The sequence below is a fragment of the Hoeflea marina genome (assembly GCF_003182275.1).
Lineage (GTDB): Bacteria > Pseudomonadota > Alphaproteobacteria > Rhizobiales > Rhizobiaceae > Hoeflea > Hoeflea marina.
The window spans coordinates 1-14640 of the sequence record NZ_QGTR01000015.1 but is presented as its reverse complement, the minus strand read 5'-3'; the positions used below and the strand labels follow the sequence as shown (position 1 = coordinate 14640).

The window sequence follows — 14640 nt, the reverse complement described above, 5'->3', positions numbered from 1 at the left end:
TCGCTGGTCAGCACCTTGGTCGTCGACACCTTCGGCGGTGTCGGCGGATTGACCTCGCAGGGCGCGCCGGTCACCGCATCGGTGATGATGCAGTCCGTTGTAACGGTGTTCTTGACCGCCCGCAGACCGGCGGGCAACGGGTCTTTCAGGGTTATCAGGATCGTTCGCGTCTTGGTGGTGCCGGCCGGCAGCGTCATCGTCCAGTGCGACAGGCCGGTGGCTGTGTCGCCGCCGTCAAAATTGACATCCGGCGAGGAAATTGAGGCAATGGCTTCCACCGGGGTAAAGGCATCTTCCAGCACGTATCCGCTGACCGTGCTGCCGCCGGTGTTGGTTACTGTCAATGTGAAGGTGAGCGTCTCGCCGGGTTCGGCAATGCCGTTTGCAGGCAGATTGCTCTCGCCGGTCAGCAGCTTCGAGGTCTGGATCTGGCCGGTCGTCGGGAGCACCACGACGCAGGGCACCCCGGTCGCCGTATCGGTGACCGCGCAGTCGGTGACGACGGTGTTTCGGACCTCGGTGACATTGGCGGGAATTGGAGCGGCCACTTTCGCCTGCAGAGTGACCACGATCTGACCCGGGACCGTGACCGTCCGATCGACAATGGTACCGACAGGGACCGCAAAAGGCTCGACGGTAATTGTCTGGCCCGACACACTGACCTGGCCGGGCGCGGCTGCGACGCCGCCGATGGTGACGCTGCCCGGCACGAAGGCGAGGTTGGGTCCGAGCACATCGACGAGGCTGTAGTCGGCCTTGGCCGTGCCGCCGGAATTGCTTACCGTGATCTGGTAGGTCAGCGTCTCGCCGGGTTCGGCAACACCGTTTGCCGGCGCGTTGCTCTCGGCGAGGAGCGCCTTGGTGGTCGAGATCACCGGCGGGGTCGGGGTGCAGACCAGGACATCGGTGGTCGGACAGAGCGGCTCCGAAACCGGGGGCTGGCTGGGGTCGAACACCAGGTTCTTCACCTTGGCCAGATTGGCGGGAAACGCACTCTTCAGCCCTGAGTAGAGCGTCAGCCTGAGTTCCCCCGGAATGTTGCCGACCTGCGCCGGAACGGTCAGCCCCGTCCAGGTGTATGTTCCTGTCGCCGGGTCATAGACACCGGTAATTTGCGAGTCGGCGAAAGTCTGCAACGAGAACGGGTAGAAGCGGTCCGAAATGGAGTAATTGGTGGCCGGTGTTCCGCCGGTATTGGTCAGCGTGATGACGTAGTCGAGCTGCTCGTCCGGCTCGGCAACACCGAAAATATGCCCGTCCTCCTCCCTCTCCAGCACCTTTCCGAACGTCACCATGGGCGGAGTGGGGGTAACCACGTCGCAGGGTACGCCGGTGGCGACATCTGTGACCGTGCAGTCGGTGGTGACGCTGTTGCGGACAGCGACGAGTCCGGCGGGAAGTGGCGTCTTGAGCGTGACCGAGATCGTCCGGGTGACCGTGCTGTTGGCGGGCACCGAGGCGATCAGCCAGGTGGATTGACCTGTGGCGACGCTGCCGCCGACAAAGTCGGCATCCGGAGAGGCGAGGCCCGCGAGCGCGCTCAGCGGCGAGAAGACGTCCTTGAGTTCGTAGCTCGACACCTCGTCGCCGCCCGAATTGGTGACGCTGATGGTGTAGGTGAGCGTTTCGCCGGGCTCGGCGATGTTGTTGGCGGGCAGGTTGCTTTCGCCTGTCAGCAGCTTGGCGGTCGAGATCCTGGCCGGTGTCGGGGTGAAGACGTCGCAAGGCTCACCGGTGACGGCATTGGTCACCGTGCAATCGGTGGTGACGCTGTTCCTGACCCGCGTCAGGCCGGCAGGAAGCGGTGCCTTCAGGGTGATCGAGACCGTTCGCGTCACGGTGGCGCCCGCCGCGATGGAGCCAATGGTCCAGACGGATTCGCCGGTCGCGATGTTGCCGCTGACGAAATCCGGATCGGTCGATGCAATGCCGCTGACGGCGGCGACCGGCGAAAAGACGTCCTTGAGCATGTAGTTCAGCGCGGCGCTGCCGCCGGTATTGGTAATGCTGATCGTGTAGGTCAGCGTGTCGCCGGGATCGGCGATGCCGTCATTGTTGATCGCGTCGCTGGTCAGCAGCTTCGATGTCGAGATCGAGGCTTCTGTCGGCGTGACGACGTCGCAAGGCTCGCCAGTGGCGGCATTGGTGACCGTGCAGTCGGTGGTGACGCTGTTCCTGACCTCGACGAGGCCGGCGGGCAGCGGGGCGGTCAAGGTGACCGAGATCGTCCGGGTGACGCTGCCTCCGGCAGGGATGGTGGCGATCGTCCAGGCCGCTTCCCCGGTGCCTGTGTAGGCAAAGTCGAAATCCGCATCCGGCGAGGTCATGGCGGCAATGGCGCTCACCGGGGTGAACAGGTCCCTGAGCACATAGTTTGTCGCGCCAGTGCCGCCATTGTTGATGACCGTCAGAGTATAGGTCAGCGTCTCGCCGACCTGGGCGATGTTGTTGACGGTGATGCTTTCTCCGGTCAGCGCCTTCGAGGTCGAGATCTTGGGCGGCGTGGGCGTATAGACGCAGAGATCGGTGCTCGTGCCTGCAGGCAGGCATGTGGGAGGGGTATCGGTGGAGTGGAAGGTATGGTTCAGCACATGGCTGACGCCATCGGGGATAGGATCGGCGACGGTTGCCTGCAGTGTGAGGACAACGACGGCGGGCTGGGTGACGAGGCCCTGGGCGTCCACGGCGGCGGCCGGCACGGTCAGCGGGCCGACGGTGATTGTCTGGCCGGAGACATTGACCTGCCCCCCGCCGGCGGCGGCGCCACCGATGGTGACGCTGCCGGGGACGAAAGTCAGGTTTGGACCGAGAACGTCGACAAGCGTGTAATCGGTGTCGGCCTTGCCGCCGCGGTTGGTCAGGGTGATGGTGTAGGTGAGTGTCTCCCCGGCCTGGGCGACATTGTTGCGGGCAATGCTCTCGGCAGTGAGAGTCTTGACGGGGGTGATGTGCGGCTCCGTCGGAATAGGCTCGGGGCATTTCTCGCTGCCGGGGACGCAGGGCAATTCGCCGACCAGATTGCCGACCTTGCCGATATCCTCGCCGTTCGGTCCCGCGCCGATGAGCGGGTCGGTGAGCGTGACGGCGATGGTGCGCGTGGCCGTGGTATGGGCAGGTACGGAAGCGATCGTCCAGGTGGTGACGGCGGTGTTGGCGCCGGAGACATCGATGACCGAGGTGCCGCCGGGCGCATTGATGGACGCAACGGCCGAGGCGGGGAAGAAGACGTCGCGCAGCACGAAGCCGTTGATCTCGGTATCACCGTCGTTGATCACCGAGACGTTGTAGGTCAGCACATCGCCGGGCTCGGCAAGGTTCGCAATGCCCGTGTCGCTGACAAACACCTTGCTGAGGCGCGATTGTTGGGTTGGCGTGATCACGCAGAGGGGACCGTCGCGACCAGCGCCGATGCAATCGGGCGAAGGATCCTCGGTCCTGTGGGTGTAATTGATGACCTCGTTGACGCCGGAGTCGACAGGATTGTCCACGCGCGCGGTGACCGAGAGGACCAGCGTTCCCGGCGTTGTGGCGTTGATCGCCGCCGGAATTGTCAGGCCCGTCCAGAGGATCGTCGTCTCACCGACGCCCGGTCCGGCAGTGACCGAACTGGCGGCAGGCACGGTTGGCCCCTGCAGCGTCAGGTTCTTGTCGAGCACGTCGGTCAGATTGTAGCCGGTGACGGCCGCAGAGCCGGCGTTGGTCAGCGTGATCTGATAGGTCAGATCCTCGCCCGGTTCGGCCACTCCGGCGGTCAGGCCACCGGTTTCGCCCGTCAGCTGCTTCCGGATGCCCACCAGCGGCTGGTCGGTATCAACGGCTGTGTTGTTTGAAAGAACCGGATCGACGAGATCGCTCGACAGGATGGTCGCCGTGACCGTATTGGTCAGATCGCCCGCGTAGTCCACGGGAACCCTCATGGTCTGGGTAAACTTGACCGATGTGCCGGCCGGCAGGTCGATGGTGTGATCGATAACTCCGCTGCCGCTGGTGACGCTGCCGCAGGACGGGATGGTTCCTTCCGTCGTGTTGCCGGCCCCCTGGGCGGGAGCGCATGTCCACTGAAGGGCTGAATCGAGCGGGACACCCACCGGAAGCGTGTCGACAACCTGCACATCGCTGGCACGGCTCGGCCCCAGATTGCTGATCTCCATCGTGTAGGTTCGGAGGCCGGGCGAATAGGTGTCGGAAGGCAGGTCGACGTCGCCGTTCTGACCGGGCGTGTTGGTCTTTGTCACCTCGATATCGGCATGAAAGACGGCGTTGGCAAACAGACAGTTGGCACCATCGTTGACCTTGACGTCGTTTGAGGACGAGCGTCGTTCAACCTCGCCGGCCACATAAGACCTTTCGCCAATGGTTTCATCCTGCGTGTGGATGCGGAAGAAGCCTCGCTCGGAATTGTCCGAGCCGTACAGTCCGTTGGCGAAACCGTACAGGGCGCCGAAATGCAGCGGATTGCTGCCATTGTCGCTGCTGCCTGACGGCCCCAGAATGGTCACCAGCGGCGCCAGTCCCGTATCCCAGCCGCGGGGATCGATCTTGATGAGAAACGCCCTCTTGTTGGCTTCGGATACCGTCACAGCCAGCAGGCTGCCGTTGCTCCAGGCCATGTCCGCGATATGCAGCTCGTCGAGATTGCTCGGCAGCACCACCGCCTTGGATTCCACGACGCCAAGGTTTGCTCCACCTGCCTGACGGTCTGCGACCTTGCCGGCAAGATCGACAATCCGCATCAGCTTGGTCACGCGCCCGCCGGAATCATGCGATGAGGTGGCATAGCTAAGGTAGTAGGTGCCGGCAGGATCGAAAGCGCCGCCGACGATGGGGTGGACCCAGCCGTCGGTGGCATGAAGATTCTCGAGACGTTGATCACCCGCCGCGGCGCGTGCATCAACCACTGTCACCGATCCGTCGGTCTTCGATATGATCAGCAATTGGCCGAGCTTCGCGTTGGCATTCTTGCCATTGTCGCCGGGATCGACATTGGTTCTGCCCTCGTCGCCGCCGCGGATGGCATAGAGCTTGTCATCGACGGGATTGTAGCCGAGCGCGTTGTAGGTCACGGGCTCGCCAGCTGCGGTCTGCGAGTTGTTGGTGCCCGGGACAAGCGCAAAGTCAAACGTGCCTAGCCCTTCCACTCCCTTGCGCAGAAATGTCGGTTGCAGCGAGCTTTGCCCGTCGGACTGATACATGTCCGGCGTGCAGCTTGCCGATTGCGCCCGCGCCTGGCCGCCCGCGCCGCAACAGAGCAGCACCGCAAACAGCAGTCCGGCGAACCGCCTCATCTTCGGGGCCTGCCATGCGATTGCCGGGCGGCTGACGGGGAAGGCGGGGCGAGCATGCATCTTGAAAATCCATCAATCCAGCTTCCGCAGAGATCCGCGGAACCAAAATCCATCGATGACAACAGAGCCGACGAAGCCGGAATGCGGCGTTAACTATTTGTTAACAAATATGAAATTCCGGTTAATCTTTCAGGCCATGTATTCTTCGAATCAATACTGGCGAGAATCTGTGCTTTTCTGGAGCGCCGGAATGGCGGGAGGTGCCGGGGCCATGCAGTTTTGTGCATAGCGGCCGCTTCATCCCGCTTTGTGCGCCATAGCCCTCACATGGAAAAGCGATGCCCTGCAACCACAGCTGGTCCATAACCGTGGCCGCTGGAGCGGTGCCACAGCGCCTCTCTGCTCATCTCCCCATCCGGACCCCTCGGCTAAATATGTGTAAATGTTAATTTTCTTATCTCTCATACCTTGCGCGCTCTGCCGAAATCGCCTTTTCTTCCCCGACTGCAAACAGCTGAGGGCGCAGGGCAGATGGCAGGACCGCATTTCGCAAACACAACCGAAAATCTTCCCCGAAGCGAGCAGTTTGCCGATTTCCGCCGGGAAGCCGAAGTCTTCGGCGTCAGATGCTCCACCTTGAATGGTCGGGAGGATGAAGGGTTTGCCCGAAGGGTGTCTGGTTACGCCGCTGGTCCCTGCGTCGTAATGAGCTTCCAGACCGAGGCATACCTGCAGAGGCAAGACGCAGCCGCAAGGACTTCGGAACTCGACCACTGGATGATCGGGTTGTGGCGGCGCGGATCCGGCGACTTCGATATCGACGGCAGAAGCATTCGCGCGCAGGCAGGACAGTTGCATCTGCAATCGGTGCTCAATTCGCATGAGGGCCGCTACAACGGCCAGGAGATCACCTTTCTGCTTCTGCCGCGAGATGCTCTGAAGGGGCTGGAGGCCCCACTTGACCTGAGGTGCAAGACAGACAGCAGCAATGCTTTTCACCCGCTGCTGCACGAATATATCCGTATTTTGTGGGACAAGTTGCCTGACGCCCTGCCCGGCGATTTCGCGGCGATCGGGGACGCGACCCTGGCAATGGTTCGGGCCTGCATGATGAAATCACCGGACTTTATCGCTGCCGCCAACGCGCCTATCATCGCCACCCAACTGGCCCTCGCCAAGAAGCTGATCGCCGCGCAGTTGGAGTCCCCCGCGCTGAACGCGCAAACCGTCGCCAACCAGCTGGCGATGTCGCGGCGGCAGCTCTGTACGATCTTCGAGCCCGAAGGCGGCGTCGACAGGTTCATCCGCGCCTCACGCCTCAAGGTCTGCCGCAGCAAGATCGCTGCGGCGGGCAACGACCAGACCATAGTTTCCATCGCCAATGCCCTCGGGTTTGACAATATGGCGAGCTTCGGCCGCCAATTCCGCTCCCAGTTCGGGCTCTCTCCCAGTGAGGTCAAGGGGCTGGGCGTCACCCCACCGGGACCCGAAAGATTCGCAGAATGGGCTAAGGGTCGGCTGCCAAGTTGATGGCACCCGGCGAGGTAATCTCTCCGGCCGCCCGGCGGAACGGGCGGCCGCAATTTATGGGGCAACCGGGCACGATAGCCGAGATTTAAGCATGAGTTTTTTGACGACAGCAATGCCTGCCTATCTTCCAGCGACGGACATTGCTCACCCGCGCCATATTTTTCGGAGATTTCAAGAGAATGGACAATCCGCATTTTTCGAAGACGACAGACGGACTTGAGAAGAGTGAACAGTTTTACAGCTTCCGAAGAGAGATGGCCGAATTCGGAGTGGAGAGCCACGCCGTCGTGCGTCCGGAGAGCGAGGGCTTTCACCTGAAAATCACCGGGCATGCCTGCGGATCGACCGTGGCCATGAATGTTGAAACCGAGGGGTTCCTCGTCAAACGAGACAAAAAGAGCCAGACATCCCCGAACATCGACCACTGGCTTTTGGGCCTCTGGCTCGTCGGCTCAGGCGATTTTGATATCGGCGGCCAAAGTGTCCGGACCGAGCAGGGACAATTGCAGTTGCAACAGATCCATCGGGTGCATGACGGCCTTTATTCAATGCATGACATTTTCTATGTGATGCTGCCCCGCGACAGTCTGAAGGGACTGGAGTCGGCCCTCGACGGCATCTGCAAGGTCGACAGCGCCAATGCGTTTCACCCGCTCCTCAACGAATATCTCAGGATCCTGGCGAAAAATGTCCCTTTTTCACCAGGAACGAACCAGAGCGCCGTAGAAGAAGCGACGCTCTCGATGGTGCGCGCCTGCATTCTCCGGTCGCCCGAGGCGATTGAGGCCGCATCGTCGGCGATCGTCGCCACACAGTTGGAAGCCGCCAAACGGTTGATCGCCGCGAACCTTTGGTCATCGCGACTGAACATAGAAGCGATAGCGGCGCACATGGCGATGTCTCGCCGCCAGCTCTACAAGATCTTCGAGACCGAAGGCGGCGTGGAGCACTATATCCGGACCCGACGACTTGAAGAGAGCTTCCGCAATATCTCGACCGCAGGACAACAGCGGCGCATCGGCGAGATCGCGGAGCAATTGGGATTTCGAGATCTGCCGAGCTTCGGCAAGCAGTTCCGGGCGCAGTTCGGGCTGAGTCCCGGCGAGATAAGGGGTGCGGCCGACCAGTCTCCCGGACCGGAAACTCTGGCCATGTGGGCAAGCGGCCAGTCGGCTCTGGCGAAAGATGGCCTCTTCAGCAGCGCGGGAGGTGGCCCTTGAAGGCTGCCATCCCAGATCCACGGGCAAGTGCGGCGGGCAGATAGACCTTGCCCGCCGCAACACAAGTCCAATCCAGAAGGGTCTGGCTCGGACTTACAACGGAAACCGCGGCACGCAATACCTGATCGAAAGTGCCCGTTGCATTCACTGCACAAGACCAGCCAGCACAAAATGCGGCCGCCGTTGCCGGCCGGATCGACCGAAATCGGTCGCCGACGGGTGCCCCCAACCGTGAGTTCGGATCTCTCATTCGCCTGCGCGCACCTGCAACAGCCATTCAGAGAAGCTCGCCGGAGCCGTCTTGTGAGGTGTGTATCCAAAAAGCCGGGCTTCGCGCGCTTCGGAGGGGCTGTAGCCATAAGCGGCGTGAAAATGTCGGCTGAATTGGCCCGGATTTGTGAATCCGTTGCCGTAGGCTATCGTGCTTATCAGTCGATGGTCAGTGAGATCTTCGAATGCTTCGTGACAGGCGGCAAGGCGGCGTTGCCGGATGTATTTTGCGATCCCGCCGCGGCGCTCGAAGACATAATAGAGCTGCCTGCGCGATACGCCGAGCGCCCGGCAAAGGCTCGCCGGACCGAGCTCCGGATTGCTGAGATTCTTGATTACATTGCGCCGGGCCATGTCAAAAAGGCTGGAGGAAATCGGCAGGGCGCCGGCCTCCAGATTTTCAACCGTCGGCGCCATCGCTGCCTTGAGAAGAACTGACAGGGAGTTGGCGACGATCGGAATCTCGGCCATCGTCAGCCGGCCGATGTATCGGCTCAACGAAAGCACGAATTCACTGATTATGTTGTTCATCGTTCCGGGCACCGGCCTGTCGATGGAGCCGTCAAGCATCTCAGCCATGCCCATGAAGTTGTCGCGGCTCAAGAACAGGGTCACAGACCGCGTCGTATCCGCGTTGGCTTCGAAAGGAAAGGCAAACGAGCGAAGGACCGCCGAGCCTACCGGCTGATCCATCACTTTGCCACCACTGTGCCATCGGAGGCGGCCCTCTTGCAGCAGGACCAGAGCCCAATGATCCATGTCCGAATCCCGGATCTGCGCCTGGGTTCGCTGATAAGACAGCGGATCAACAACGGCCGAGACATAGTGCAGCTTTCCCAGATCATACGCAGTGCCGCGGGCAAGAAAGCCCTGGCGCGATGTCGCTTGCGTGACGTCAACGAGCGGCGACACAAAGCTTTTCCAATAGGCGAATTGATCACCCGCAGGCTGCGTTGACGTCGTGAACCGGTCCTTGCGCAACCGATCCCGACTGTCGGAGCCGTCCCTATTCGGCAATCGAGTGTCAGGCAGTTCCATGGTGGTCCCATCTGGTCCGCGACCGGGTTGGGCCGCGCCCCCATTCGTGCTCCTTGAAAGGCGGGATGACCGGTCCGGCCGATGCCTGGCCGCCGACCAGCCATGCCGCGAACCCGCTTTTCGCCACTGAACAGCACGCCCTCTCCCGCACCTCGCTCGGGCTGCATCCGAACTCCGCCCGAAACTGGCGGCTGAACGTTGCGGCATCCGGGAACCCGTACTCTTCCGCAAGTGCGTTTATCGGCTGTGCTCCACCTTTCTCCAGGATGGCCTTGTGGCAGGCTTCAAGGCGACATGACCGCAGATAACGATCAACGCCCCCGACCCCGTCGAAGATCTTGTAGAGCTGGCGACGCGAGACATTCAGCTCGGCGCCCAGGCTTTCCGCCGACAGGTACGGAGACTTGAGATTGGAGTTGACTATCCTCTTCGCCATCTCAAGTCGCGTGGCCATGATCACCTCTTGCGCCGCAGCAATAGCGTCCCTCGACAGACTGACGCAAGCTCGGATCATCGACAAGGTCGTATCAGCGATCACACTGTATTCATTGACATCAAGGTCCGGAAGCATCCCCGCCATGGAAGCAAGGTAGTGGCTGAGCAACGGATGCAGGCAGGCTGAGCTGTCCATTGCCGCGAGTTGGTTCAAGACGCTCTCCATCCCTTCGAGCTTGTGGCGGGGAACATAGACAGCCATCGAGCGGTTCTTGCTCACCTGGCCGCTGCGCGCCCGCTTCAAGTCGCGCACTTCTATGAGGTTGCCTTCAAAACGCACCCGGTCGCCATTGATTTCGACCTCCGCGCAACCGCGAACCCGCAACATGATCAGCCAGTAGTCCAGCCCGACATCCCGTGCCCTGTATTCCGGCATCGAGAACGTATACCCGTCCGTCACGCTGTGAACGATCTTGAGCTCGCCGATATCATGGCCGTCCAGTCGCGCGGAAAATCCACGTCTGCCATCGCCTGTCTGCTCCGGCCCGGACAATCCGAGCAGCGAAAGCTCGCTGCGAAATGCGTTAAACTGATCCCTTACCGGAATTCCATTCGTATCAAAGACATAGACTGACCTAATCATCCCCGGCCCCTCAAGAAGGATCAGGGCACGCCAAAGCCGTGTTGAAACCGCGAGTAATCAAAAATAGATCGAGTTGCGGATGATAAATCCACTGCAAACAACAGAAAAGATTTTCCTGCTAGTTAATAATATATTTTATGTGGATGTGTTCAACAAGCATACTTATTGTGCCTTGATATTATGCATATAATTTCAATATGACAATTCGTTCAAAGAATAGCCTAAGCGAAATCTACCCCTCATAGATCAGCTAATACACGATTCGGCGAAATGGCAAATCGTGCATACACAATGCAGTTTTGTGCAAAACCACATGAGGATGCCCGCGGCAAACCATGTCCACCGCCTCGGGCAGGACCACACGGGGAGCTGTTTCCGATACACGCCCTGTTGACGTTCGGTGAGCATGGAACAGACAGGCATCCTTGGGATGGCAGGCGAGCAGCCCGCGCCGTCGCCTGCCTATCGGCCAGACAGAAGACCAAAGCTGGCTAAAAGCGAACGGCAAGCTGGCCGCGAATGCTCTGTTCGTTAGTGCCCTGCCCGAGTGCCCCCGAGGCGGAGAAGGAGATGGCGGCGCTGGCGCCAAGATTCAGCTCCAACCCGAGGCCGGCAAGCACCGCTTCGCGCGATATGGCGGCTGCGGAGATCTGGAACCGTTCCCCGCCGGCGAAGGCCAGTACGGCATCCGCAGACCTGTCGCCATAACCGTGGCGCCAGCCAAGATCGGCGGACAGGCGCGCGGGCTTTCCTGCCAATTGCAGATCGCGGCTGGCGCGAATGCCTGCGGTTGAAAGCCATCTCGCATAGTCCTGCGCGCCGCCCGTCAGCGCCGCCACCCCACCCTGTTCGGCGAACCCATCGACCTGAAGGTTGACATGGGCCAGGTTGATGAAGTGTTCGATCATGCCAAACCGGCTGCCGATGCGGGAGGATATCTCGGCGAAGACCTGGGTGGTGGCGGCGCTGTAGTCGGCGGAAAGGCTGTCATCAAATCCGGTGAAGGCCGGCTGCCTGCTTGTCTCGATCTCGTGGCGGCCGTAGGCGGCGCCGAAGCTCAGCCGCGCCGCGCCGACCGCTCCGGCGGCATAGCCGGACACATGGTAGCCGTCGATGCCGGCGGACGATCCGAGGGCGGGTTCCGCCAGGCGATCGCGGCCGTATCCGGCGGCCAGGCCGACGAGCCAGCCATTGTCCGTGTGCGCATCGGCGCCGAATATCAAGCCGCTGCCGTGGATCGAGAAATCATGACCGTTGCCGTCGCCGGAATAGCCGCTCCAGTCGCCGAACGACGACCCCCAGACGCTGGCGGCCTGTGCAGGCGCCAGGGTGAGGAGAACCGATCCCATGTCATCTGTATTGAACAGCAGCCTGGGAGCCGGTTCCTCGAAGGACCCGGCAATGCGTGCCTCGACCGTATCGCGGATGAGACGGCTGCGGTCGATCAGGCCCTGGGCGAGGGCGGCGTGCACTTCCCCGGAAAGCTGGTCGAATGCCTGGGCCGGCTCTCCCTCCGGCAAGGCCGCCACGGCATCGACCAGATCTCCATCTCCCGGCGATTGCAGCCCGCCTGCGGTGGCCACCTGGTTGGGCGTCCCCGCCAGATCGGCGAAATCAACACCGTTGCGCGTCAGGGTCAGATAGACGTTGTGGGCATCATAGCCGAGCGCAGCATCGAGAAAGGCAAAACCGTCGCTGACCGCGCCGAAACTGCCTGTCACCCCGGTGTCGGCGGTGAGAATCGTGTAGACGGTGTCTGGCGCATAGGTCGCCCCGGACGGGTTGCCGCTCTCCGCCTTCACCGTGACCGTGGCGCCGCTGTCTATGATTGCTGCGCCGGTGACATGGACGAGGTCGGAATTGCCGGCGCTGTCGACTTCCACCGCATAGGTGGTGCCGGCGACGAAACCGAAATCGCCGCTGACGGTCAGAGTTCCGATCGAATTGCCCGGCGCGACGGTGGCGCCCGACTCGAGCGTGACATTGCTCAGCGTGCCGCTGCCGCCCAGCGCGCCGCCATCAAGAACCGAGACGGCGCCGGCGAAAGCAGTGTTGAACGCCAGCGTGCCGCCACGAATGTCGACGGCGCCGGTGTAGTCCGACAGGTCGCCGGAAAGCCTGGTGACCCCGGAATAGCTCTCGATCCTGCCCGTGCCGGTTATGGCGGAAGAGAAGTCATAGGTGGCGCCGGTGTGATTGAACACCACGGTTCCGGTCCCGGCACCGAATTTCAGCGTCCCGACGTCCAGAGTTCCCGCCGCCACCGCCTGCTCCCCAGCCGCCGCGCCGAAATTCAACACGCCGACCGCCGTCGCCTCGGCCGCCACGGTGAGGATGCCGCCGTGGCCGCCGCCATCGACCCCCGCCCCGACCTGCACCAGCCCGCCATCGGCGATCGTCATCGTGCCGTGGCCCTGGTTGCCGATAGACACCGACTCCCCGCTGACGAGCAGCGCCGATCCGGCGCCGGTGACAAGCGCCCTGCCGACGGCGACATCCAGGCCGCCGACATTGGCGTTGACGCTGGCAATCCTGCCGCCGTCGGCGATCGTCAGCTTGCCCTCGCCCCAGCGTCCGACACGCAGAGTGCCGGCGACATCCCATGTCGAGCCGGCGCCGGTGACCATCACCGTGCCGTGGGCATCCCGGTCGTGGCCAATGTTCCCGTCGACGCTTTCAACCGCGCCGCCATCGGAAACGGTCAGGAACCCGGTGCCGTGATAGCCGACATAGATGTCGCCCGGAAGCCCAGCGAAAATCAGATGGCTGAACCAACCCTGCAGAGTGCTCACGACCCATTTCGAACCCGCTCCGCTGACCTCGACGACTCCGGTGCCGCCGGCTGCGTGGCCCAGCATGGCGCCGCCGCTTGCCACGCCAGCGCCATCCAGAATGCTCAGCCGGGCATGGCCCGGCATGGTGCCCGGGTCTGCTTTATTACCTGCCAGGCTGATCCCGCCCTCGACGGTCCAGGTCGAACCGGCGCCGGTGACCGTCATCGTGGCGTCGCCGTCCGTTTCTGCAAAATGATTGAGTAGCGCATCCCCGCTTGTCAGCGCCGCACCCTCGGAAACCGCAAGATCACCGTGATCGACACGGAGCCAATTGCCACCCAACAGCCATGCAGAACCCTCGCCGGTGACGAGGCCCTGGGCACGAAACGTCTCGTCGCCCTGAATTGCCAGTAAATCTGTCGAGATGCTGCCATCGGTGACGGTGATGCCGCCGGGTGTATAAATCACCTCGGCCGCGGCGGGCTCAAGCAGCCGCATCAGCGTCAGCAACGCCACTGATCCTAGCAACAGGTTGCGAGCCACAGGAATCCCGGGTCCTGAGCGGCAGCATGGATGACAACCCGGGCACAGTGCCTTGGCAGCCCATTGCCGCCAATCCGGTTCTGTCTTTCTGACAATCTGCATGACACCGCTTTTCTGATCTACGAGATGGAGAGGAGGATTGGTCAATGGTTCCGATCAGAGCCAGGGTAGGCAGGGCGCAAGCTTTCTTGAACGGCGCCGGGTGCACGCGAAATGTCATTCAGTGCATGGGGACAAAAAAATATCGTGTCCCAGGACGTGGTGTGGATCCGGGGGCTGCCATGCCCTCAGGGCAGAGCCGGACTGGATCAGCGTGCCGCCGCTGGGAGCCTGCAGAATCATCAACCCATTTGTCCGATTGTTTCTGGCGTCATGTAACGGGATCGCTGGACCGCCCATTTCGTCGTTCTGTTCGAGCAGGAGCGCACCGGCCAGTCTGACGATGGCGTCATCATTCCGGAAAATGCCCGCAACCTCGATTCGTCGCTTGAACTCGCCATTCGATCGCTCGATGCGGTTGGTGCTGTGAAGCTTGATCCAGTGCGACTTGGGAAAGGTCATGTAGTCGAGCACGTCCCGTTCGGCGCCGTCCGTGAGATCGGCGAGCTTCGGCAACTTTGACCTGATCTGGTCGGCGCGATTGCGCCACCGGGCGATTGCGGCCTACTGCGTGTCCTGGGCGAAGGAGGTGGCAATGAAAGCGGAGACAACGCTGCGTCCGCTGACCTGAGACCGGCGCATGCGGCGTTCCGGGCGTGCTTTGGCGCGTGAACGCAAAAACCGCCCCCGGTTTGCGGGAGCGGTTTTGATTGATTTGGTTGCGGGGGCAGGATTTGAACCTGCGACCTTCAGGTTATGAGCCTGACGAGCTACCGGGCTGCTCCACCCCGCGACAAGCCAGG

6 protein-coding genes, 1 tRNA gene and 1 pseudogene are annotated in these 14640 nt (G+C 61.9%); 2 read left to right on the top strand and 6 right to left on the bottom strand.

All coding sequences use genetic code 11. From position 1 onward, the window contains the following. A partial coding sequence (locus DFR52_RS24055; protein WP_158285042.1) for an isopeptide-forming domain-containing fimbrial protein occupies positions 1–5285 on the bottom strand: 5285 nt, incomplete at its 3' end. Positions 5286–5990: 705 nt separating this feature from the next. Here DFR52_RS24055 and DFR52_RS24050 point away from each other — a divergent pair. Both DFR52_RS24050 and DFR52_RS24045 read left to right on the top strand, forming a co-directional pair. Next, complete coding sequence (locus tag DFR52_RS24050) at positions 5991–6815, top strand: helix-turn-helix domain-containing protein (RefSeq protein ID WP_158285041.1); 825 nt, start codon at positions 5991–5993, stop codon at positions 6813–6815. Between the two features lie 179 nt (positions 6816–6994). Continuing rightward, positions 6995–8035, top strand: a complete 1041-nt coding sequence (locus DFR52_RS24045) for a helix-turn-helix domain-containing protein (RefSeq protein ID WP_110034633.1) — start codon at positions 6995–6997, stop codon at positions 8033–8035. A 246-nt stretch (positions 8036–8281) separates the two neighbouring features. On the opposite strand, the gene DFR52_RS24040 is transcribed toward DFR52_RS24045, so the two are convergent. The 5 genes and pseudogenes from DFR52_RS24040 to DFR52_RS24020 form a co-directional block, all read right to left on the bottom strand. Continuing rightward, positions 8282–9343: a helix-turn-helix domain-containing protein gene (locus DFR52_RS24040; protein ID WP_158285040.1), complete on the bottom strand. Its 1062-nt coding sequence runs from the start codon at positions 9341–9343 to the stop codon at positions 8282–8284. Beyond that, a complete protein-coding gene (locus DFR52_RS24035) occupies positions 9330–10421 on the bottom strand; it encodes an AraC family transcriptional regulator (RefSeq protein ID WP_110034631.1) in 1092 nt (363 codons plus the stop codon). The genes DFR52_RS24040 and DFR52_RS24035 overlap by 14 nt, the downstream gene beginning before the upstream one ends. 491 nt (positions 10422–10912) lie before the next feature. Further along, positions 10913–13738, bottom strand: coding sequence for an autotransporter outer membrane beta-barrel domain-containing protein (locus DFR52_RS24030; protein WP_158285039.1), 2826 nt, complete (start codon positions 13736–13738; stop codon positions 10913–10915). Positions 13739–14079: 341 nt separating this feature from the next. Next, a pseudogene (locus DFR52_RS24025) lies at positions 14080–14461 on the bottom strand (transposase); the annotation flags it as partial. A 92-nt stretch (positions 14462–14553) separates the two neighbouring features. Next, a tRNA-Met gene (locus tag DFR52_RS24020) sits at positions 14554–14630 on the bottom strand. Positions 14631–14640: the final 10 nt, after the last annotated feature.